This is a genomic window from Christiangramia portivictoriae DSM 23547, assembly GCF_000423045.1.
Classification (GTDB): domain Bacteria; phylum Bacteroidota; class Bacteroidia; order Flavobacteriales; family Flavobacteriaceae; genus Christiangramia; species Christiangramia portivictoriae.
Genome location: NZ_KE383971.1, coordinates 533,590 through 555,060, shown reverse-complemented (window position 1 = coordinate 555,060; position 21,471 = coordinate 533,590). Strand labels below are relative to the sequence as shown.

General features: G+C 40.2%; 22 protein-coding genes. 16 read left to right on the top strand and 6 right to left on the bottom strand.

Going from position 1 to position 21,471, the window contains the following annotated elements; genetic code table 11:
- Positions 1–31: 31 nt before the first annotated feature.
- Positions 32–1,180 (top strand): 3,4-dihydroxy-2-butanone-4-phosphate synthase, encoded by a 1,149-nt coding sequence (gene ribB, locus G529_RS0111020; RefSeq protein WP_026915581.1) that lies wholly within the window; start codon positions 32–34, stop codon positions 1,178–1,180.
- On the opposite strand, the gene G529_RS0111015 is transcribed toward ribB, so the two are convergent.
- Positions 1,177–1,809, bottom strand: a complete 633-nt coding sequence (locus tag G529_RS0111015; protein WP_026915580.1) for an NAD(P)H-dependent oxidoreductase — start codon at positions 1,807–1,809, stop codon at positions 1,177–1,179. The genes ribB and G529_RS0111015 overlap by 4 nt on opposite strands.
- A gap of 119 nt (positions 1,810–1,928) precedes the next feature.
- Here G529_RS0111015 and G529_RS0111010 point away from each other — a divergent pair, with 119 nt between their 5' ends.
- Both G529_RS0111010 and G529_RS0111005 read left to right on the top strand, forming a co-directional pair.
- Positions 1,929–2,573, top strand: coding sequence for a SanA/YdcF family protein (locus G529_RS0111010; protein WP_026915579.1), 645 nt, complete (start codon positions 1,929–1,931; stop codon positions 2,571–2,573).
- Positions 2,574–2,624: 51 nt separating this feature from the next.
- Entirely contained in the window at positions 2,625–2,981 is a 357-nt protein-coding gene (locus G529_RS0111005; protein ID WP_026915578.1) for a phage holin family protein, read from the top strand.
- 5 nt (positions 2,982–2,986) lie between these two features.
- Here the strand turns inward: G529_RS0111005 and G529_RS0111000 are convergent, their stop codons facing one another.
- Positions 2,987–4,108 (bottom strand): PepSY-associated TM helix domain-containing protein, encoded by a 1,122-nt coding sequence (locus G529_RS0111000; RefSeq protein WP_026915577.1) that lies wholly within the window; start codon positions 4,106–4,108, stop codon positions 2,987–2,989.
- A gap of 50 nt (positions 4,109–4,158) precedes the next feature.
- Positions 4,159–6,603, bottom strand: coding sequence for a TonB-dependent receptor (locus G529_RS0110995; protein ID WP_026915576.1), 2,445 nt, complete (start codon positions 6,601–6,603; stop codon positions 4,159–4,161).
- 194 nt (positions 6,604–6,797) lie between these two features.
- On the opposite strand from G529_RS0110995, the gene G529_RS0110990 reads away from it, so the two are divergent.
- Positions 6,798–7,601: an HAD family hydrolase gene (locus tag G529_RS0110990; protein ID WP_026915575.1), complete on the top strand. Its 804-nt coding sequence runs from the start codon at positions 6,798–6,800 to the stop codon at positions 7,599–7,601.
- Here the strand turns inward: G529_RS0110990 and G529_RS0110985 are convergent.
- Complete coding sequence (locus tag G529_RS0110985; protein WP_026915574.1) at positions 7,588–8,346, bottom strand: hypothetical protein; 759 nt, start codon at positions 8,344–8,346, stop codon at positions 7,588–7,590. The genes G529_RS0110990 and G529_RS0110985 overlap by 14 nt on opposite strands.
- Positions 8,347–8,385: 39 nt before the next feature.
- Complete coding sequence (locus G529_RS0110980; RefSeq protein WP_026915573.1) at positions 8,386–9,324, bottom strand: L,D-transpeptidase; 939 nt, start codon at positions 9,322–9,324, stop codon at positions 8,386–8,388.
- Between the two features lie 231 nt (positions 9,325–9,555).
- Here G529_RS0110980 and G529_RS0110975 point away from each other — a divergent pair, with 231 nt between their 5' ends.
- From G529_RS0110975 to G529_RS0110920, 12 genes are all read left to right on the top strand, one after another.
- A complete protein-coding gene (locus G529_RS0110975; protein ID WP_026915572.1) occupies positions 9,556–9,891 on the top strand; it encodes an ArsR/SmtB family transcription factor in 336 nt (111 codons plus the stop codon).
- A gap of 46 nt (positions 9,892–9,937) precedes the next feature.
- Positions 9,938–10,402, top strand: a complete 465-nt coding sequence (locus G529_RS0110970) for a DUF6428 family protein (RefSeq protein ID WP_026915571.1) — start codon at positions 9,938–9,940, stop codon at positions 10,400–10,402.
- A gap of 9 nt (positions 10,403–10,411) precedes the next feature.
- The gene (locus G529_RS0110965; protein WP_026915570.1) at positions 10,412–11,026 is read left to right on the top strand and encodes a low molecular weight phosphatase family protein; all 615 of its coding nucleotides are present in this window, start codon (positions 10,412–10,414) and stop codon (positions 11,024–11,026) included.
- Positions 11,019–12,074, top strand: coding sequence for an ACR3 family arsenite efflux transporter (arsB, locus tag G529_RS0110960; protein WP_026915569.1), 1,056 nt, complete (start codon positions 11,019–11,021; stop codon positions 12,072–12,074). The genes G529_RS0110965 and arsB overlap by 8 nt, the downstream gene beginning before the upstream one ends.
- 137 nt (positions 12,075–12,211) lie before the next feature.
- Entirely contained in the window at positions 12,212–13,492 is a 1,281-nt protein-coding gene (locus G529_RS0110955) for a hypothetical protein (protein ID WP_035695941.1), read from the top strand.
- Positions 13,493–13,532: 40 nt separating this feature from the next.
- Positions 13,533–14,351 (top strand): alpha/beta hydrolase, encoded by an 819-nt coding sequence (locus tag G529_RS0110950; protein WP_035695938.1) that lies wholly within the window; start codon positions 13,533–13,535, stop codon positions 14,349–14,351.
- Complete coding sequence (locus G529_RS0110945; protein WP_026915566.1) at positions 14,348–14,707, top strand: cupin domain-containing protein; 360 nt, start codon at positions 14,348–14,350, stop codon at positions 14,705–14,707. Before G529_RS0110950 ends, G529_RS0110945 begins: the two co-directional genes overlap by 4 nt.
- 83 nt (positions 14,708–14,790) lie before the next feature.
- Positions 14,791–16,695: a S9 family peptidase gene (locus tag G529_RS0110940; RefSeq protein ID WP_026915565.1), complete on the top strand. Its 1,905-nt coding sequence runs from the start codon at positions 14,791–14,793 to the stop codon at positions 16,693–16,695.
- 61 nt (positions 16,696–16,756) lie between these two features.
- Complete coding sequence (locus G529_RS0110935; RefSeq protein WP_026915564.1) at positions 16,757–17,941, top strand: MFS transporter; 1,185 nt, start codon at positions 16,757–16,759, stop codon at positions 17,939–17,941.
- Positions 17,942–17,976: 35 nt separating this feature from the next.
- Positions 17,977–18,426 carry a DUF1801 domain-containing protein gene (locus tag G529_RS0110930; RefSeq protein WP_340139884.1) on the top strand — a complete coding sequence of 150 codons (450 nt, stop codon included), beginning with the start codon at positions 17,977–17,979 and terminating at the stop codon, positions 18,424–18,426.
- 133 nt (positions 18,427–18,559) lie between these two features.
- The gene (locus tag G529_RS0110925; protein WP_026915562.1) at positions 18,560–19,018 is read left to right on the top strand and encodes a DUF4168 domain-containing protein; all 459 of its coding nucleotides are present in this window, start codon (positions 18,560–18,562) and stop codon (positions 19,016–19,018) included.
- Positions 19,019–19,238: 220 nt separating this feature from the next.
- Positions 19,239–19,820, top strand: a complete 582-nt coding sequence (locus tag G529_RS0110920) for a M48 family metalloprotease (protein WP_026915561.1) — start codon at positions 19,239–19,241, stop codon at positions 19,818–19,820.
- Here G529_RS0110920 and G529_RS0110915 read toward each other — a convergent pair.
- A complete protein-coding gene (locus G529_RS0110915) occupies positions 19,817–21,352 on the bottom strand; it encodes a GH3 family acyl-acid amido synthetase (RefSeq protein WP_026915560.1) in 1,536 nt (511 codons plus the stop codon). The genes G529_RS0110920 and G529_RS0110915 overlap by 4 nt on opposite strands.
- Between the last annotated feature and the right edge of the window lie 119 nt (positions 21,353–21,471).

Here is a 21,471-nt window from a genome sequence, read left to right as displayed (position 1 = left end):
TAAATATCTTTGCAGCCATAAATTTGTAACTATGGCAGAGGTAGAAAATAACCAGTATCAGGTCAAACTAGATACCATTCAGGAAGCTATTGATGATATTCGCGCCGGTAAGGTGATCATTGTAGTAGATGATATCGACCGGGAAAATGAAGGTGATTTTCTAGCCGCTGCAGAAATGGTTACTCCAGAGATGATCAATTTCATGGCTACGCATGGACGCGGACTCATTTGCGCGCCTTTGACCGAGCAAAAATGCAATGATCTCAAACTGGAAATGATGGTTGGTAACAATACCGATCCTATGGAAACCGCTTTTACGATTTCGGTTGATCTTAGAGGAAAAGGTGTCACCACGGGAATTTCTGCTTCAGACAGAGCTCAAACCATTAAAAGCCTGATAGATCCTGAAACTAAACCTCAGGATCTTAACAGACCTGGTCATATTTTTCCGCTGAAAGCCAAGGAAGGCGGAGTTTTGCGTAGAACAGGGCATACAGAAGCCGCCATCGATTTTGCCAGACTTGCTGGTTTTGAACCTGCCGGAGTCATCGTGGAAATTATGAATGAAGATGGGACCATGGCTCGATTACCTCAGCTACTGGAAGTCGCTAAAAAATTCGATTTAAAGATTGTAAGTATTGAAGATCTTGTTGCCTACAGAATGCAGCACGATAGTCTTATCGAGAAAAAAGAAGATTTTGAGCTGGATACTCGCTTTGGGAAATTCAGACTTCGAGCCTACAAGCAAACTACGAATTCCCAGGTTCATATAGCTCTTACCAAAGGTTCCTGGAAAACAGATGAAGATATTCTGGTGAGAGTAAATTCGACCATGGTTAATAACGACATTCTGGGAACTTTAACCAATAATGCAGATAAAAAACTGGATGGAATGTTCAAAGCGATCAATGATGAAGGTCGTGGAGCGATTGTTTTTATCAATCCGGCCAACCCGTCTCCAAACCTATTATCCAGGCTATCAGAGTTAAAAGAAAGTCAGAAACAGGGAGAGATCAAAGCTCCGCCAGTGAAAATGGATAATAAGGATTTTGGAATTGGAGCCCAGATCCTGCATGACCTCGAGATTCATAAGATCAGACTATTATCAAATTCTCGGCAAACCAAAAGAGTTGGAATGATTGGTTATGGGCTTGAGATCAAAGAATATGTTGAATATTAATTGAGTTCGATAATCACTTCGTCCAGTGGGCGACGTACCTTTTTTAATTCTGAAAAGAAGTCATCTTTAGCCCGATAACCTACCGGAAGAACCAGAACCGACTTTAAATTCTGTTCGTCAAGTTTTAGAAAATTGTCATATTTAGCCGGTTCGAAACCTTCCATGGGACAGGCATCGATCTCTTCACTCGCGCACACCGTCAAAAGTGTACCTAACGCCAAATATGCCTGATTACGTGCCCAGGCTTCAATTTCCTCGATCGCCTTATTCTTAAAATCATCCACCAGAAAATTGTGGAATGGCCTCAGGACCTCATCCGGAGTATCTCTTAGATTTTTGACACGATCAAAATAACCGGTTATGAAATTTTCATCGATATTCTTTTCAGTACAGATCACCAGAACATGAGAAGCGGTACTTACCTGCTGTTGGTTCATCGAGAATTCTGTAAGCTGCTGCTGTATTTCCTTGTTACTGATCACCAGCATTTTCAAAGGTTGCAAACCATAAGAAGTGGCTGTTAGATTAAATGCATGTTTGAGGATTTCCAGTTTTTCTTCGGAAAGCATTTTGGAATTATCAAATTTTTTAGTGGCATAACGCCAGTTCAGCGCTTTTAAATTACTCATAATATGATCTTGAAATGCAAAGGTACACAATGATGAAAAGAACAATTACGTTAGCCATCGAATAATCTGATACATCCAATTATTTATGGCTATCTTCGACCTTCTATTTATCCAGAGAAATGAAAAAACTTAAAAAATTCATCTTATTCTCTGTCATTGGAATTGTGCTTGTCATTTTCACCATTCTGGGGATTGAAGCCATTTTCTTGAGACACACTTCAGAAGATATCTATTCTGAAATTTCTAAAATACCTGCCCGTGAGACGGTCATCATTCTTGGTGCCAGTGTACACTCCGATGGAAAACTGTCTCCTATCCTGAAGGATCGTGTGGATACTGCCATCAAATTATACCGGAATAAAAAAGTAAACAATTTTCATGTAACCGGCGATCACCGGACTGAAGATTATAACGAGATCGCTGCCATTGTTTTTTATCTACGGGAACGTGGTATTCCTGAAAACAAAATAACTTCAGATCACGCAGGACTGGATACTTATGACAGCATGTACAGGGCGGGCAAGCTCTTTAAGATAGAAGACGCGACGGTGGTCACGCAAAAGTTTCACCTACCCAGGGCACTATTTATTTCAGAGAAATTAGGCTTCAACTATTACGGGTTTACGGCAGATCAGCGTGCTTACCAGACCGAGTACAGACTTAAGCAGAGAGAGAAATTAGCAAATATCAAGGCTCTCTGGGAAGTTTTGCTTAAAAAGGAGCCCAGAACCATGGACTACAGGCTAGATGCTTCCAAAGATTGATCTGAAGCTTTTTTAAGTATATTCGTATCAACTAACTATAAAACCAAAATTATGTTACAATGGATCATCCATATTCTTCTGGATGCAGTTGTCCTGCTGATTGCTGCAAAATTCCTGAGCAAAGTCCATCTGAATGGCTTTAAATCTGCAATCATCGTTGCGCTTATCATTGGAGTTCTGAGCTTTCTCTTAAGCTGGTTGCTCACGGCAGTTCTCAATATTGCCACTCTTGGAATTTTCTATTTCCTTGGTCTGGGCTTTATAACCCGCGTGGTCGCCTATGCGATCGTCATTGAGATTGCAGACAAGTTAAGTTCAGATTTTAAAACTGAAGGATTTCTGCCAAGCCTCTGGTTAGCGATTCTTATTGCAATTGTAGGAGCGATTGTAGATGCACTATTATTTTAAAAATATCACCGGGTGAGATGCTTCACCCGGTTTTTTCTTCCCCACCAGATCACAAATCCTGTGATTGGTAAACTTGCTACAAATAGGCTCAGGATAAATGCCACAATTTTACCGGTAATTCCAAAATATTGCCCTGTATGAATACCGTAACTCATTTCCTGTAGTTTTAATCCTGTACTTTTAGATTCATAAGGTTGTTCCTGAAGCAATTCGGCCGACTGTGGATGAAAATAATAGTTGGACTGATGGTCGTAGTCCAGAGATTCGGTATAGGCACCGGTTACTACGGGGTGATGGTCTCCCTCTGTCCACACAAAATACATTTCATGACCAGGCGCTTTTTCCAGGGTTTCAAAAAAAGCAATATCTATGGGATCTTCTGAAATTTCAGGCTTCTGAACAATATTTTCAATATGGTGATCACTTTCCACATCTTCACCTAAGTTTCCTGCAAAATAAATCGCCTGCTTCATCCAGTCATAAGAGAAATATAGACCAGTAATCGCTACAATGATGGCCAGCATATGTAGATAGAAGCCGCTGATGTTATGAAGATCATAGTTAAGTCTTCTCCAGCGAGCGTTCCATTTAACCTGAAGACTCTTCTTTAAATTCTTCAGCTTTTTAGGCCACCATAATATAACTCCTGTGATCATCATCAGGATAAAGATCAACGTTGAAATACCTACCACCTGCCTGCCAATTTTCTCAGGTAACAGAAGATACATATGCAATGCCTTTACGATCTCAAAAAAGTCTGTGGTAAAATTCTGAGAGTACAAAAATTCACCGGTATATGGATTCAGGTAAAAGTAAAACGGAGTTTCCTGGTATACTCCATATACGGCCACCGGCCTGTCCTGCCCGGCATAGAGCACAAAATCATCGGTGGTTCCGGGATATCTGGATTGAACGATTTCTTTAATTTCTGAAGGTGGTAAATAACCGGAATCCTGCTTTTCTACAAATCGATAATCATACAGTGCATCCTTAATTTCATCGTGAAAGACGTAAATACAACCGGTAATTGCTACAATAAAAACAATGAGTCCGGTTATCAAGCCTAACCACAAGTGTAGTCTGCCTGCCCACTTTCTAAGTGTATTTTTTCGTTGCTTTTTTTTCATCATATCAAAAATGGAGATCACCACAATAGTGATCTCGGGCTAATTCAATTCTAAAATTTATAGGTAAGCGCCGCAGCAAAATTTCTCGGTGCCTGTGGGTTGATGGTTGACCAGCCATTGAAGTAATCCTGATTGGTAAGATTATTCAATTTCAGGTTGATGGAAAACTTGTCGACATCATAGAAAACAGCTGCATTTAGTACCGTGTAAGAGGGCAGTGTAAATGTCCCAGCCGTGTTGCGATTAAAAATCATATTATCACTCGCGTAATTTCCACCAAAACCAAGACCGAATCCTTCAGCTATACCAGAAGTGAATCTGTAGCTCGCCCAGAGGTTAGCCAATGTTTCAGGCCCCGCAGATTCAGGTCTTCTTCCGAGGAAATCATCATTTTCAGAAGCTTCGGTTACCTCGCTGTCATTGTGACTAAAACCTGCTACTAGGTGCAATCCTTCTACTGGATTTGCAGTTAACCTGGCTTCAAAACCACGACTATACTGAGTTCCATCCTGATTGACATTAATGCCGTTACCCAGAACGATATTTTCCACCTGAATATCGTAGTAACTCAAGGTTGCAAAAAGTTTGTCATCGAAAAAGTTCAGTTTAGTACCAATTTCGAACTGTGAAGCATGCTCCGGTTCAAAAGTAATTCTACGCGTCTCTCCGGTTTCCTGGTCGATCACTTCTGAAGGTGCCACGTTACTAAAACCATCCATATAATTGGCAAAAATGGAAACCTGGTCTATTACTGGCTGATATACAACCCCGAATTTTGGAGAAAGTGCGGTCTGGCTATTGCTGTCATTTTCGAACTGGTCAATTCTTAAGCTGGCCATGGCAGATAAAGCCGGCGTAATGTTCAAAACGTTCGAGACATACGCACTGTAAATATCTTCTTTAACGGTGTTATTGTTGCGGTTGATATTGGCTAACAGACCATCAACTGCTGCAGTTGATAGAATACCACTGTCTCCATTAGTAATATAATTTGACTCTTCAGCAATGTTAAAAACGCTTTCGTTTACGTTCTGCAAGTCAGCATTTCCTATATAAATATTCCCATTTGCCACATAACCGGTTCCATTGTCTATAGTTTCCCGCTGAAAATAATCCAGACCGGCTACCATTCTGTTTCTCATTCCGAAGATTTCAAAGTCCCCAATAAAATTCTGCTGAAAATCTGTAGTAAGGGTGGTCGAATTCTGATTGTTCATGTACCTTGTAAACGCCACTCCTTCATCCAGACCTTCATAGAATCTGCTTGTTTCGTAGAGATATGAGTAATAACCATTGGCCCTCGAATTTCCTCGTGAAATTGCCGTTTGAGAAGTCCAGTGATCAGACAATTTATAGTTCATCTGGCCCTGTAAACTATAGGTAGGATTTTTAAGAGTAAGATCATTGCTCGTGTAAGACCTGTTGGTATCGTAGTTTAATTCTGAAATATCGGTAACTCTTAGTGGCGCTCCCCTATCTAGAAACAGCATGGCAGGATTCGTAGACTCCCCGCTATAAAATTCAGTATTGATTAAAAAAGATAGCCTGTCACTCACACGGTAACTTAAAGACGGTGCGAAGAAAAATGATTTTGCAAATCCCGCATCCTGGAAAGAGTTCTGGGTTTGATAAGCCGAGTTCACTCGCAGTGCTACATCTCCTGTTTCATCCAATGGCGTATTGACGTCTACCGCCACCCTGTTAAGTCCAAAGCTTCCCAGCGTATACGTAATATTACCTCCAAAATATTCATATGGCCTTTTTGTAGTAATGTTGATCAAACCTCCGTAGGAGATAAGGCTACTCCCGTACAACGTACCGGAAGGCCCTTTTATAATCTCAATGTTTTCAATATTCGCGGGATCTGGACTACCATTGGTTAGAGCCGGTAATCCATTAACCATAGTGGGCTGAACCGGAAAACCTCTTAGCGAATAGTAACCTGCACCATCGCCGCCTCTTCCTGTAGATTCCCACAACTTGGTGATCCCAGAGCTATTTTTTAATGCGTCATCAAAACTGGTAATAATCTGTTCTTCCAGCAATTCTGCCGTTATATTATCGTAAACCTGAGGATTTTCTAAATTTTCCAGAGGTAATTTAGAAACATAGACACTTCTGGAACGATCATATTTATTAGCATTTCTATTCCCTTCAATTAAAACTTCCTGCAATTGTTCTTCAGCAGTTTTTAGTACGATATCCGGAATAGTGGTGGTGGCACCTGCACCTACAGATACCGCTAGTTCTTTTGATTTATAACCGACATAGGATATCCTGAGTAAATAGCGACCTTCGGGAAGGTTCTCGATACTATAAATGCCATCCATATCGGTTTCGGTTCCAACTCCTGCACCCTGAACATCTACATTCGCTGCTGAAATTGCATCTCCATTCGTATTGATCACTTTTCCTTTGATATTACCGGATTCCTGGGCAGTTGCAGCATACCCGGAAAGGATTATAAAATGTAGTAGTAGTAGTTTATAATTCATCAGATTAATTTTATTTAGACTTGATATAAATAGTGACGCAAACATACTAAGTGAATTCCACTTTGAAAACCTTATTTAGAATAATTTTAAATAAAAATTTATAAGTGTTTGATTATGAACTTTTCAGAATTAATATAAAATTACAGGCAAGGCATTTTTAATAAGGTATTTTTGCAACCTGAAAATTTACAGATATGATCAAGTTTATAGTGACCGATGTAGATGGAACCCTCTTAAATGACCAGCATGAAATCCATCCGGATTTCTGGAGAATGGAAGAAGAGCTTAGTGCCAAGGGCATCCAGTTTTCCATTGCCAGCGGCCGCCAGTTCTATAACCTCGAAAGCAAATTCGAGAGAATTAAAGATCGTACCATGTTCTTTGCAGAGAATGGCACTTACGTGTCCTACAAAGGAAAAGAGCTTTATATAAATTCTATAGAAAAGGATGCTGCGATCAATTTTATCAATATGGGTCGGGACCTGGAAGATACCTACGTGGTGCTTTGCGGAAAGGATTCAGCTTATGTTGAAACTAATGATAAGGAGTTCTTGGATCATATTTCTCAGTTCTATGAACGCCTGAAGGTCGTCGAAGATCTAACGAAGGTTAATGATACCTATCTGAAAGTAACTTACTGCAATTTTAACGGTGTTGAAGATCATACTTATCCGCATTTTGTGGATTATACAGACCGTTTTAAGATCGCTATCGCGGCAAAAATCTTTATTGATATTACCGCTCTGAATGCGAACAAAGGAAACGCCATCAAAGGAATTCAGAAAGAAATGAATTTTACAGAGGAAGAAACTTTGGTATTTGGAGACTACCTGAACGATCTGGAAATGATGAAGGTTTCAGCATATAGTTATGCTATGAAAAACGCGCATCCGGAAGTGAAGGAGGCCAGTAAATTCGTAACCAGTCATGACAATAATGAATACGGCGTTCTAAGAACGATTGCTGAGCTTGGACTGGCAGAATTTAGTCAACCATAAAATTTGTACGATCCAATCCGGTATTACCAGTTACAGGATCGAATGCCTGTATGATCAATTCATAGGAACCTTTTTCCAGATTCAATTTCCCAGTAAAATTGCTCGACCTTCCCTCCTGCTTCATCTGTACCGTAAGGTTTTTTGTGTCTTCACTTTTGATGATCGCAGTCACTTCATATTGATTGGCGTCCCATAAGCCTCCTTTACTGACTGGACATCCGCACATCATTACGATATTCGCCTTAAATTCAATTTCTGAACTGGAATACTTCTGGTGAGTTTGAGGATGAACAATATCCACCACGAAACCAGGTATTTTCAGGATAATTCCATCACCGGTAATATTCTTCCCAGGGAGCAACCATAACTGTGTGCTTGACATGACACGAGCCTGCTTTTTATTCCAGGGTGCATATGCTTCTATGGTCACAAACCTTGGTTCAGAAAGCGTTACTATAGCTTTATAACCCGCCGTCTTTTCATCGGTTAAACGCTCACCTCGCTGGTGGGGTTCTTTCATGATCTTATCTGTATTTCCTGTGCTTCCCCTGGTTATACCTTCCGATAGTATTTCATTGGTTAAGGCATCCTTGATCAGAATTTTTGCACCTCCAATGGAAGAACCTATAAATTTTGCATCTCCCGCCTGTGCTCTTACTATAACTTCTATCTCCTGGGCAGAGCCTGTTACTGTAACAGCAATGAACAGAACATAAAAAAACCGGTAAAACTTATTACTAATCATAGAAATAATCTTTACCGGCTAATTTATGAAAACTAAGTTTTATGCGTCGGCTAATTCAGCATCCTTTGTTTTCGAAACAATATTGTGAAAGTTCTTTGGATCTTCCTGGTAATCGCTTACATATTCTCTAATAGTATCCAGTTCTTCCTGCGTAAGGTCGTTTGCTTTCATATTTTGAGTAAGATCCAACCACGGTTTATTGGCAGAATAATCATATTTTCCAAAAACCATAAATGGAGTTCCATTGGCTTCAATACTGGAGTTTTCCAGTTCCCACATGTTCGCCCAGTCAAAAATATATTTGGCATCATCCATGTATAATCTAACACAACCATGACTTGCGGGATACCCTGGCAGCGCATACTGGTGAACTCCAACTCCTTCAAAATTCATAAAATTAAAATAGTAAGGTAAGATCCACGAAGCATCTACTGTACTAACTTTTCTCTTGGCTTTATAGTTTCCATAGTTCAATCCAGTTGGGGTTTGAGTAGAACTTTTTCCTGTACTTACCGGACCCCACTTGATCAGCTCCCCATGTTCGTAAAGTCCGAACGCCTGAACCCTTCTATTGATTAACACGGTCTTTGGCACACACTGCAACTCTTGCAGATCTTCAGGAAACGGACTATAATTATTGAATTCTTCCGCAGCACATTCTGGAATAATGATAGGACGATTAGGACGTAATTTGTTTTTTTCCACTCGATTGATCGCAAGAATTGTTTTTAACTCCTCATCATTATATTTATTTACCAGACTATCTATAGATTCTCGAGTTTCTAACGAATCCACTTTATATTGCACTTCTTTTCGAAAAATCTTTGCTTCCTTCTTAATTAATGGATTCTTCATCGCAGTATTTTTAGAATGCGGTTCCTCAATTGGTTCCTGAATTTGTGGATTCGAGTTACAGGACATTAAAAGGACTACGGAAATAACACTTAAGTAATGCAGTAATGGTATAGAAGTTTTCATGACTGTTGTAGTAATTTTATTCTAAATTACACACGAATGCCAGTAAACACTGCTAATCACGAGTTAAGGCTTTGTTGGCTTTATGATAATTAACCAATTTTAAGAGTAGAATTCGGGACAATTTCTTAAAATCCTTAAGGTTTGAAGTTTAGAATAGAAGGAGTACTCAAATCCAATAGTAATTTGGTGTAGAATTAAATTCATCGTAATATTGCAATATATTTATATCAAATGGGAGTTACCAAGACTAATCTATTTACCAAAGAACAAAATGAACTGGCTTGCTACGCAAAAGTCCTTGCTCATCCTGCCAGGATTGCGATTCTGCAATATCTTCTGAAATCCAACAGATGTATCAATGGTGATCTGGTCAATGAACTTGGTCTTGCGCAGGCGACGATTAGTCAGCACCTCCGCGAGTTGAAAAACGCAGGAATTATCCAGGGTTCTATTGAAGGGGTTTCTGTAAGTTACTGTATAGATGCGACCAACTGGTATAAGATCCAGCAATTATTAAATGTGTTGTTCGACAGCCTGAAATCACTTGAACCAAAGGACTGCTGCTAAAAAAATTTGAATTTTAACATCGTAATATTACGATAAACTGAATATTATGCATTTATCAGAATTTAAAAAAGAACTTACAAAATTAAACCGGCTCTATTTTCAACTTCCCAACGGAGAACTTGTGCCCTCGCATTTTCATGTGACCGAAGTGGGTAGCATTCGCAAAAATTTTATCGATTGCGGTGGTGTACTTCGAAACGAGCGTAAGATATCCTTTCAGCTATGGGAAGCAGAGGATTACGATCACCAGCTCCATCCCGAAAAATTGATGAAGATCATATCGATTGCTGAAGAGCAGCTAAACTTAAGAGATGAAGAGATCGAAGTAGAATATCAGGGAGAAAGCATCAATAAATACCATCTAGACTTCGATGGCGAAAGATTTCTGCTTTTAAACACGCAAACAGATTGTCTGGCAAAAGACAATTGTGGCATTCCAGAATCAAAACCTAAAGTAAAATTGGCAAACCTGTCTCAAAATCAATGCTCTCCTAATTCAGGTTGCTGTTAATCCATTATCATGAATCAGATTTATCCAGAACTTGTTTCTAAAATCACCGAGCTTCAAGGCTTTGAAATTTCCGAAGAGAGAAAGAAGGTGCTACAACCTTTAATCGAATTTATTTCAAAAAAAGTAAATACAGAAGTACCCTTACAACTCAATTTCATCTGCACCCATAATTCCAGGCGAAGTCAATTAGCGCAGGCCTGGGCGATGGCAGCGTCAGATCATTTCAAGGTGCCGGCCCAATTTTTTTCAGGAGGTACGGAAGCAACTGCCTTTTTTACTCAGGCAGTTTCAACCCTAAAGAATTCTGGCTTCAGAACAGAGCAAAATTCTGGAAACAATCCTGAAATTACGGTAGATACCGGAGAGAGTTCGAACAATTTTTATTCAAAGGTTTATAACGATGCCGGCAATCCAGACAAAAATTTCGCTGCTGTGATGACCTGTAGTCATGCAGATGAGAACTGTCCATTCATAATAGGTGCCGAAGCCCGGATACCTCTCGATTATCAGGATCCTAAAGAGTTTGATAACACGCCAGAGATGGAAGAAAAATATATGGAACGAAGTGATCAAATAGGCTCTGAAATGCTTTACGCCTTTAAAAACGCAATATCCAATGACTAAAAAGCTCAACTTCCTGGATAAAAATCTAACCCTGTGGATCTTTCTAGCCATGGCCGTTGGAGTTCTGCTTGGCAACCTGATTCCTGAAATTCCGGAACAAATTAACGCCATGAGTTCTGGATCTACTAACTGGCTGCTGGCTATTGGATTGATCCTGATGATGTATCCACCTCTGGCGAAGGTGAAATATCGATTGCTGCCAAAAGTTTTTAAGAACGTCCGTATCCTGAGCCTGTCTCTTGTACTCAACTGGATCATTGGACCTTTTTTGATGTTCTTTTTAGCTATTACCTTTTTGCATGATCATCCGGAATACATGATCGGGCTTATACTTATTGGACTGGCCAGGTGTATCGCAATGGTACTGGTATGGAATGACCTTGCAGAAGGAAGTACTGAATATGGCGCTGCTCTCGTAGCCCTAAACAGTATATTCCAGGTATTTGCCTACAGTTTTTACGCGTGGGTATTCATAACCTGGCTTCCTCCGTTATTCGGGTTTGACTCTGCGATCGTAGATATTTCCATTGAAAGCGTTGCGGAAAGCGTCCTGATATACCTCGGAATTCCCTTCCTTCTGGGGATTTTAAGCCGGGTGATTTTAGTTCGATTTAAAGGAGAATCCTGGTATGAGGAACGTTTTATTCCGGCAATTTCACCCATTACTCTCATCGCCTTATTATTTACCATCGTCCTGATGTTCTCTTTAAAGGGTGGTTTGATCGTGGAGATTCCCTTCGATGTATTACTTATCGCCGTTCCTTTACTTATCTATTTCTGTTTGATGTTTCTTATCAGCTTTTTTGCGAGCAAATTACTGGGTGCCAATTATGAACGAAATGCTTCCGTGTCCTTTACGGCTGCCGGAAATAACTTCGAGCTGGCTATCGCTGTTGCGATCGCTGTTTTCGGTTTAAATAGCGGTCAGGCCTTCGCTGGAGTCATTGGTCCACTGGTAGAAGTACCGGCATTGATCTTACTGGTGAGGGTTTCCTTCTGGCTGAAAAAGAGATTTTATACAGAAGCTCCTGTTCATCAAGCATCCTGAAAATCTTTTATTCTGAAAAGCAGGCCATTCAAAAACAATATAACATTCCCTGCTGGATTTTACCATATTTATAACGCTTTTAGCTGAAATTTTACGCGTGGAATAACTTAGTTTTATTCACTCTAGCTACAAGCTCTATGAAGAAGGTTTTGATCGTTTTACTGGGTACTTTGGTGACCATTGTTGGATTGGTCTATTTATCTGTTTCCGGCAACCGGGATACATTCGATACCTGCACCATTGTAAATAAAGAAGAGCTTGAATCCACTGATTTCAAAAATCACGACTCTGTCCTTATTGCTCCAAGCACCCTGTATGAAGGCAACATCTTGAAGGAACTTGTTCAGGGAAGTAATTATAGAGATGCGTGGTCTGCGCAAGTGAAATTTCCCGTGGTATTTCTGGACAGCCTACACGGCGGTGTGGAGATTATTAAAGAAGGTGGCGGCAAGCAAACGCATTCCTTAAAGTTACGTACAAAGGATCATATTACTTATACCTTGCGTAGTGTTACCAAGGATCCGGAAAAACTCATCCCAGAAATCGCGGAAGATCTCGGACTCGAAAATATCATTGTGGATGGGATATCTGCCCAACATCCCTATGCGGCCCTACTCGCTGCTGAAATAGCTCAGGAACTCAATATCCTTCATACTCATCCAGAAATGATCTTTGTTCCAAAACAGGAAATTCTGGGCGATTATAATCAGAAATTTTGGAACCGGCTGTTTTTACTGGAATATGAAACTGAGAGTGAAGCGAACTGGACGAGCTTAAAAAATGTTTCGGAAATCTTTGAAACAAAGGATCTGCAGAAATTGAAGTTTGAAAAAAAGAAGGATATTTCAATAGATCAGAAAGCTTTGATCAAAGTAAGATTGCTCGATTTGCTCATTGGCGACTGGGATCGTCATGCAGAACAATGGGGCTGGGCGATACAGGAGTCTGATCGTGGAAAAATCGCAATCCCTGTAGCCGGCGATAGAGACAATGCTTTTTTCAATATTTCAGGACTAATTCCTTCCATAATTACTAATAAAAATATTGAGCCACTGGTACGCCCATTCGAAAAAGAGATCGACCATATGCCCGGACTGGTCTATCCTTTCGACCGATATTTTCTTTTAAATGCTTCGGAAGAAATGTTTGTTCAGGAAGCGAAAGAACTTCAGCAGAAATTGAGCGATCAAACAATTAGCAAGGCTTTCAACGTATGGCCAGAACAGATTCGGAAGCTGGATGAAAAAGAAATATCTGAAAAACTAAAGAGCCGCAGAGACAAGCTCCCTGAATATGCCGCACAGTTCTTCCAGCAAATCCAGCAACAGGGCAAACTCACCGAGGCACTGAAAGGGTCTGAAAAGCTGGAACTTAGTTCTTCCCAACTCGCCTGTTTTGACTGCGATCTTGAAAATTAGCGCTTAAAATGTATTTTTGATCAGCACTAAATACACTATTTTGAAAAACCCATTTTTTCTTCTGTTTTTAAGTACTCTCTGCCATACCTTTCTAGTGGCTCAAAGCACAAGCTCTGAAAATGTTAGAACATTCGAAATTGAGGCTCCGCAATTAAATAGTCACAAAAAGATATGGATCTACCTTCCAGATGATTACAACAAGAATGACCAAAGATATCCGGTCTTTTATATGCACGATGCGCAGAATGTCTTTGATGATTCTACTGCGTATGCTGGTGAGTGGCAGGTAGATGAATTTCTGGATGCTACACATTTAGAAAAGGCAATCATTGTAGCGATAGAGCATGGCGGCGATGCCAGGATCTCAGAACTTACCCCATATTCCAATGAGCAGTATGGGGGCGGGAATGGAAAAAATTATCTGGATTTTATCAGGTTCACGCTTAAACCTCATATTGATACCAGCTATCGTACAAAGGCAGATAAGGCTAATACAGGGATTTTTGGTTCTTCACTCGGCGGACTCATTAGTTTTTATGCAGCCCTGGAATTCCCTGAAACCTTCAGTAAAGTTGGAGTGTTCTCTCCCAGTTTCTGGTTTAGCGAGGAGATCTACGAAAAGGTAAAAAGATCTGAAATTTCGAACGATCAAAAATTCTATATCCTGGCGGGAACAAGGGAATCAGATTCCATGGTTAAAGAGGTAGAAGCTATGCAGAAACTGCTACTGGCTCAAGGCATTGATTCCAGGAAGCTGTTAGTAAAATTCGTGCAGGATGGGGAGCACAACGAAAAATTATGGAAAGAGAACTTCGGAAGCGCTTATCAATGGCTCATGAAACCAATTCAAAAGCAATGAAAAAAGTTAATATTCAGAACAAATTAAACCAGTTCCAGGATCACTGGAATCCGAGAATTGTAGGAGAATTGAATGGTCAGCAGGTGAAACTAGCCAAACTAAAAGGCGAATTTATCTGGCATTCGCATGATGCAGAAGACGAGTTATTCTGGGTTATTTCAGGAGTGCTTAAGATTGAATTTCGAGAAAGTTCAGTAACGCTGCATCCTGGTGAATTTATCATAGTTCCCAAGGGTGTTGAGCATAAACCGGTCGCTGAAAATGAGGTGGAAGTAATGTTATTCGAACCTACAGCCACTAAGCATACCGGTAATGAGCATCACGAACTTACAAATAACGAGCAGCAACATTTATAGTTTTTCAGAACGAACGGTTTGGAGGTTCAATTTTCGTATATTAGACTGATAACCAACACCGTGACTAATCAAATCCTGAAAATATGAAATCGACCGGTTTTCTAATGATGTTTCTTGCAACCTTCCTGGCTTCTCAAGCACAGCAAGAGCCTGCAACCTACACAATCGAGCAGTTCTATGAAAACACCCGGGTAGCGGGTGGAAGTTTCTCTCCAGATGAATCAAAAATCCTGATAAGCAGCGATGAGTCTGGAATATTCAACCTATATGAAATAACTATTTCAAATGGTAATAAAACTGCCGTTACTAACTCACAAAACGAGTCTTTATTTGCCGTGGATTATGTTCCAGGATCTTCTGATATTATCTATTCCGCAGATAAAGGAGGCAATGAAATTAACCATCTTTACTTGCTTAAACCCGACGGTAGCTCCATTGATCTTACACCTGGAGAAAATGAGAAGGTAGAGTTCGCTGGCTGGAGCAAGGATAAGTCTGCCATGCATTATATATCGAACAAGCGCGATCCCCAGTTCTTCGATGTTTACACCATGCAAATTGGTAAATGGGAACCTGAGCTATTGTATAAAAATGATAAAGCTTACTCGGTGTCTGATATTTCTGCCTCCGGAAAATATCTGGTATTAAGCAAAGAAATCACAACCAGTGAAAACCAGTTGTTTTTACTGAATACAGAAACAGAGGAATTAACCGAAATATCGAAACCTGGATACAGCTATACAGGCACAGGTTTTAATAAAGAGGAGACAGAACTGTACTATACAACCAACCAGGGCGGTGAGTTTAGCCGTTTAATGTCTTATGACCTGCAGAACAACGAATCTGCCGTTCTTTATGAAACTAACTGGGATGTGATGTACAGCAGCCTTAGTGAAAATGATACGTATAGAGTTATAGCCATCAACGAGGATGGGACCAATAAATTGATCCTTTGGAAAAATGCCAGTAAGAGTCCTATGGAGCTGCCTGAGATTAAAGATGGAAATATCGTATCTGCTTCATTCTCTGAGAGTGAAGACCTGTTAAGGCTTACTGTTGGGACTTCTAAAACCCCTAACAATATTTACGTTTATAATATCGAAACAAAAGGACTTAAAAAATTAACCAGCTCGTTGAATCCCGAGATAGATCCTGATGATTTGGTAGCTGCAGAAGTAGTAAGGTATAAGAGTTTCGATGGTTTGGAAATTCCGGCGATTTATTACAAACCACTTGGTGCTGCTCCGACCAATAAAAAACCGGCCCTGGTTTGGGTACATGGGGGACCGGGAGGCCAGTCACGGGTAGGTTACTCTGCCCTGCTCCAATACCTGGTGAACCACGGTTACGCAGTCCTTGCAGTAAATAACAGAGGTAGCAGTGGATATGGCGCGAGCTTTTATAAAATGGATGACAAAAACCACGGAGAGAAAGATCTTCAGGATGTGATCTTTGGGAAGAAGTGGCTCGCATCCCAGGACTATATTAATGCAGATCAAATTGGTATTATTGGGGGTAGTTACGGTGGATATATGACCATGGCCGCGATGACCTTTCAGCCCGAAGAATTTGAAGTTGGAGTTAATATTTTTGGGGTGACCAACTGGTTGCGAACGCTAAAATCCATTCCTCCCTACTGGGAATCTTTCAGGCAGGCTCTTTACGAAGAACTGGGCGACCCAACGACCAATGATTCTATCAGGCTTAAAAAGATCTCTCCTCTCTTTCATGCTGAAAATGTAAAAAATCCTATTATGGTTTTACAGGGAGCTAATGACCCGAGAGTCTTGCAAATTGAATCTGATGAAATTGTGGAAGCTGTAAAAGCAAATAATATTCCGGTTGAATATATGGTTTTCCCTGATGAAGGGCACGGTTTTATTAAGAAGGAAAACGAAATAAAGGCTTACCGGCAGATACTTGCTTTTCTAGACAAATATCTGAAAGATGAGGCTGTAGCCATGCCAGATAAGGTATTAAAAGATTAAATTAGCTACCTCAGCGAGATTAAATGAAACAGGTAATATCCAGTAAGCAAATTTTTCATTCTTGAAAGCACCTTCCCGGATATTACCTGTTATCGTTTTTGCGCAATTCAGCTGTACTTCACTATGGTTTGCTGGAAATGCAGTAATGCCGGAGCTAATTTCAGCTTTTAATTTATCCTCCAACGCCTTAAGCCTGCTCACTTCTGCCGTACAATTTGGATTTATATTAGGCACGCTGTTATTTGCTTTTTTAAAGATTTCAGACAGGTACTCCCCAACACAGGTATTTTTTCTTTGCGCCATCCTGGGTTCCATTTTTAATGTATCCACAGTTCTGGAACAGCATAGTCTTTCTAGTCTTATACTTATTCGATTTCTGGTAGGATTTTCCCTGGCTGGCATCTATCCCGTAGGGATGAAAATAGCCTCAGATCATTTTGAGAAAGGATTGGGCAGATCGCTTGGCTATCTTGTAGGTGCTCTTGTTCTGGGAACCGCTTTCCCACATTTATTAAAAGCGACCAGCCAGATCGTACATTTCGACTGGAATGTGGTAATGATAAGCACCAGTGCACTGGCGCTTCTGGGCGGTCTGCTCCTCAAAATTCTGGTTCCAGATGGACCTTTTCGGAAAGCTCAGCAATCTACCGATGCGGGCAATTTTCTAAGCTTATTCCAGAATATTAATTTTCGCAACGCAGCCATTGGCTATTTTGGTCATATGTGGGAACTTTATGCCTTCTGGGCTTTCGTTCCGCTTCTCCTGAACATATACAATCAAATTCACCCTGGCAGTATTGCAAACATTCCTCTTTACAGCTTTATTATTATCGGTTGCGGAGCACTGGCCTGTGCGATAAGCGGGATTTTGTCTGAAAAATTTGGAGTCGCCCGTGTGGCCAGAACAGCCTTGATTCTTTCCGGGATCTGTTGTCTTTTATCTCCTTTGCTACTCATTTTTGCTTCGGAAGCGGTCTTTATGATTTTCCTCATGTTCTGGGGGGTGATGGTAATTGCAGATTCTCCCTTGTTCTCTACATTGGTCGCAAGATCTGCTCCTGCTGAAGGTAGAGGCACAGCGCTCACTCTGGTTAATTCTATGGGATATGCGATCACTATCCTGAGCATTCAGATGGTAAGCATAAGTCAACAACTATTATCACAGCAATATATTTTCCTGGTACTCGCGGCAGGTCCTCTGCTGGGAGTTCTTTTCTTCAGCAACTTCAGAAACACCGGTAGATGATTCTCTTCGGAATTATTTATATTTAAGAAAATTAGATGATGCAATTTGAAGCGAACACTATAGAGCAGTACATTTCCGAAGTCCCTTTGGAAAGAAGAGAAGCGCTCCGAAATTTAAGGAATGTGATTCTTGAAAACATTCCTGAAGGTTTCGAGGAAACCATGAATTACAAAATGATTGGTTATGTGGTACCGCATGCCATTTTTCCAGAAGGTTACCATTGCGACCCTAAACTGCCTCTCCCCTTCGCCCATCTGGCAAATCAAAAAAATTATCTGGCTCTTTATCATTCTGGCATTTATGCAAATCCAGAGTTGAAAAATTGGTTTATTGACAACTATAAAAGCCTTACTGGAAGGAAGCCAGATATGGGTAAAAGTTGTATTCGCTTCAAGAATCTTCAGAGAATTCCGTACGAACTTATAGGCGAGTTGATGACCAGGATATCTGTGCAGGAATGGATTACTCAATATAAAAATCGCTGATTTTCGATACAGGTTTAACAAAATCACACCAGAGCAGTTAAACCTCTCTTAAGTATTTATACTTCTGTCTTAAAGAATTGGTGAGCTCTTCTGAATGCGGTAAGTTCACGATCTGAAATTAAAATAAAGAATTATGAAAAGGATATTAGGTGGAATTGCGATGATCTTCGCACTTGGAACTGCAACTGTAAATGCTCAAAACGCACCGCTACCACAACAACAGATAGAGGTAACAGATTCTGAACTGAATGAATTTGCTGAAGTTTTCCAAAAGATGAGAATGGTAAACCAGGAAGCTCAACAGGAAATGATGCAGGTAGTACAGGGTCAGGAAATGGATCTACAAAGGTTCAATGAGATCCATCAGGCGAATATGGATCCCAACAAGGAGATAGAAACGACAGAGGCTGAATCAAAAAAGTATAAGATCGTAGTAGCAGAGCTAGAAGAGATCCAACCACAATTCCAGCAAAGAATGGAGAAATTGATTGGTGAAAGTGAACTAAGTAAGGAACGCTACCAGGAGATGGTAATGGCTTTACAAAAAGATCCAGCGCTCCAACAAAGATTACAAAAAGTACTTCAGGGATAATATTTAGATTTCTGTATAAAAAGTGGGCCAAGGCCCACTTTTTTCATGTCTGGTTCCCAAATATTTAAGTCTATTTTAAAATTCGATCGGACTGAAGGCAGCAATTTTGTTGTAATTTTAGAAATATTAAATAACTATGGCAAGCCTACTTAAAAGCAGATTCAGTATTATCCTAATCATGCTGATGTTTACGTTGTGCAATGCCCAGCAGAAATCAAACATGCATCAAAAGGATAGCTTAGAATACACCAATAAAATTGTACCAGATAACATCTGGCGGGAAACCTATGTAGCACTTTCTCATTACCCGGAACTAAAGGACACTCCGATAGAATTCAAGTTCAAAAAGAATATCAAGAAATCCTTTATGCAGGCGCAGCCAAAATTCAGCGGCTTCTTTAAGAACCGTAAAAACAGAAGTTACGTCATTTATATCAACGAGCAATTTAAGATTGAAGATGAGGTTTTTAGTGTTAAGGATGTCCCATCCAAAGTTCTGATTGGATGGATTGGTCATGAACTGGGGCATGTAATGGATTACCGTGACAGATCTGCGCTGGATATGTTATGGTTCGGAATTAAATATGTGACCTCCAAGAACTATATTAGGGAAGCTGAAAGGGCTGCAGATACGTATGCGGTGAACCACGGTCTGGGAGAAAATATTATTGCCACAAAAGATTTTATCCTGAATCACTCCAAACTTAGTGAAAGTTATAAGAGCAGGATTCAGGATTTATATCTATCTCAGGAAGAAATTATGGTGCTTATCGATGAGATCCATGAAGAGGTTGTGGATTAATTGGAACCGCCCATACCCTCAAGAAATTTTTCCCATTCGGCAAATTTTTCCTCATTCATCACTTTCTCCATTTTCACCTGTCCGCCTTTCTTTTTGTTAGCCGCGTTCCATTCATGAAAAGTATTTGGATGTACCGTATGAACACGAACACCTTTCAATGCTTTTCCACGGGCAACCTTGTAATTCTTGTTGGCATTCTTTAAAGCATTGTCCAGGCTCACAGATAATTTTTCAGCATCGGCCTGATCTTCTGTTCCCAGATACCAGTAATGATAGTATTCATTATCTTCCCCACGCTTAGCTGAGACAACAAACTCCGGAATTCTTATATCATATTCTTCTTCAAGTTCCTGTACAGCGTCGTTCATCTTGTTTACGGATAGTTGTGATCCAACTACATTCAGGAAGAATTTTGTTCGCCCGGTGATCCTGATTTCGTGTTTTTCTTTATTTGTGAATTTGATGGTATCACCAATAATATATCTCCAGGCACCACTTACGGTAGAGATTAGCAAAACGTAATCCACTTCTTCTTCTACATCATCAATTGAAATAACCGGTGCATCATCGGTCAAAGATCCATCCTGATTTATATAATCAGGTTTGAACGGAACAAATTCGAAGTATACGCCATTATTAGTGATCAGTTTCATGGAATTCGTATCAGGTCTTTGCTGAAAAGCAAGAAAGCCTTCTGAAGCAAGATACGTATCTATGATCTGTACTGGTTTACCTAGTAAAGCATTAAAACTTTTTTCGTATGGTTCAAAGGCAACACCCCCAGAAGTATACACCTGTAGATTGGGCCATATTTCGTGTATGTTATCTACCTTGTGATATTTAATGACTTCCTTAAGCATGAGTTCCATCCATGATGGGATACCACTCAAAGCTCCTATGTCCCATTCTTTAGCAGTCTCAGCAATCTTTTTTACACGCTCATCCCATTCATCAATTTTCGCGATCTCCACTCCAGGTTTGTAATAACCCCGAAACCAGAAAGGTATGTTACTGGCGCTAATTCCACTAATCTCACCTTCTTCATGATCACCTTCCTTCTGCAGATCTGTTGAGCTGCCCAGCATCATGATCTCTTTTTCGAAGAAGTCGGCTGGCAGGTCAAAATGGCTTAATGCACTCACTTGCTGGATTCCGGCATTGCGGATAGCATCTACCATATCATCTGTTACAGGAATTCTTTTACTGGTTTTGCCAGTAGTTCCCGAACTTAAGGCGAAATAAGGTGGTGTTCCGGGCCAGGTTACATCGGTCTCTCCTTCGTGGTACAGATGCCACCACTCCTTATCGATTTTATTGTAGTCGAAATATGGAACTCTACTAGCAAACTCTTTTTCCACATCTTCTGATTCCAGAATCTCCGCAAATTTATAGTGTTTGCCGAATGCGGTATCCTTTGCCTTTTCCAAAAGACTTTTCAAAACATCAAGTTGCTCGACATTAGCGTCACCCTCTGTTGTAAATGAATCTTTTATATCTATCAGACTTTTTATTATAGAACCGAATATTGCCATTTTTTACGTTGTTTTTAATGCTCTCAAAACTAAAGATACGATAGGTTACATACTAAAGATTACAAAATATTTAACTTGCCATAATTGTAGGTTTTAACTTACATTTTTAGCGAATTTGA

What these genes read in the sequence shown, in the direction of transcription:
- ribB (WP_026915581.1), top strand. Translation starts at nt 32, where the DNA reads ATGGCAGAGGTAGAAAATAACCAGTATCAGGTCAAACTAGATACCATT.
- G529_RS0111015 (WP_026915580.1), bottom strand. Translation starts at nt 1,809, where the DNA reads ATGAGTAATTTAAAAGCGCTGAACTGGCGTTATGCCACTAAAAAATTT.
- G529_RS0111010 (WP_026915579.1), top strand. Translation starts at nt 1,929, where the DNA reads ATGAAAAAACTTAAAAAATTCATCTTATTCTCTGTCATTGGAATTGTG.
- G529_RS0111005 (WP_026915578.1), top strand. Translation starts at nt 2,625, where the DNA reads ATGTTACAATGGATCATCCATATTCTTCTGGATGCAGTTGTCCTGCTG.
- G529_RS0111000 (WP_026915577.1), bottom strand. Translation starts at nt 4,108, where the DNA reads ATGAAAAAAAAGCAACGAAAAAATACACTTAGAAAGTGGGCAGGCAGA.
- G529_RS0110995 (WP_026915576.1), bottom strand. Translation starts at nt 6,603, where the DNA reads ATGAATTATAAACTACTACTACTACATTTTATAATCCTTTCCGGGTAT.
- G529_RS0110990 (WP_026915575.1), top strand. Translation starts at nt 6,798, where the DNA reads ATGATCAAGTTTATAGTGACCGATGTAGATGGAACCCTCTTAAATGAC.
- G529_RS0110985 (WP_026915574.1), bottom strand. Translation starts at nt 8,346, where the DNA reads ATGATTAGTAATAAGTTTTACCGGTTTTTTTATGTTCTGTTCATTGCT.
- G529_RS0110980 (WP_026915573.1), bottom strand. Translation starts at nt 9,324, where the DNA reads ATGAAAACTTCTATACCATTACTGCATTACTTAAGTGTTATTTCCGTA.
- G529_RS0110975 (WP_026915572.1), top strand. Translation starts at nt 9,556, where the DNA reads ATGGGAGTTACCAAGACTAATCTATTTACCAAAGAACAAAATGAACTG.
- G529_RS0110970 (WP_026915571.1), top strand. Translation starts at nt 9,938, where the DNA reads ATGCATTTATCAGAATTTAAAAAAGAACTTACAAAATTAAACCGGCTC.
- G529_RS0110965 (WP_026915570.1), top strand. Translation starts at nt 10,412, where the DNA reads ATGAATCAGATTTATCCAGAACTTGTTTCTAAAATCACCGAGCTTCAA.
- arsB (WP_026915569.1), top strand. Translation starts at nt 11,019, where the DNA reads ATGACTAAAAAGCTCAACTTCCTGGATAAAAATCTAACCCTGTGGATC.
- G529_RS0110955 (WP_035695941.1), top strand. Translation starts at nt 12,212, where the DNA reads ATGAAGAAGGTTTTGATCGTTTTACTGGGTACTTTGGTGACCATTGTT.
- G529_RS0110945 (WP_026915566.1), top strand. Translation starts at nt 14,348, where the DNA reads ATGAAAAAAGTTAATATTCAGAACAAATTAAACCAGTTCCAGGATCAC.
- G529_RS0110940 (WP_026915565.1), top strand. Translation starts at nt 14,791, where the DNA reads ATGAAATCGACCGGTTTTCTAATGATGTTTCTTGCAACCTTCCTGGCT.
- G529_RS0110930 (WP_340139884.1), top strand. Translation starts at nt 17,977, where the DNA reads ATGATGCAATTTGAAGCGAACACTATAGAGCAGTACATTTCCGAAGTC.
- G529_RS0110925 (WP_026915562.1), top strand. Translation starts at nt 18,560, where the DNA reads ATGAAAAGGATATTAGGTGGAATTGCGATGATCTTCGCACTTGGAACT.
- G529_RS0110920 (WP_026915561.1), top strand. Translation starts at nt 19,239, where the DNA reads ATGCATCAAAAGGATAGCTTAGAATACACCAATAAAATTGTACCAGAT.
- G529_RS0110915 (WP_026915560.1), bottom strand. Translation starts at nt 21,352, where the DNA reads ATGGCAATATTCGGTTCTATAATAAAAAGTCTGATAGATATAAAAGAT.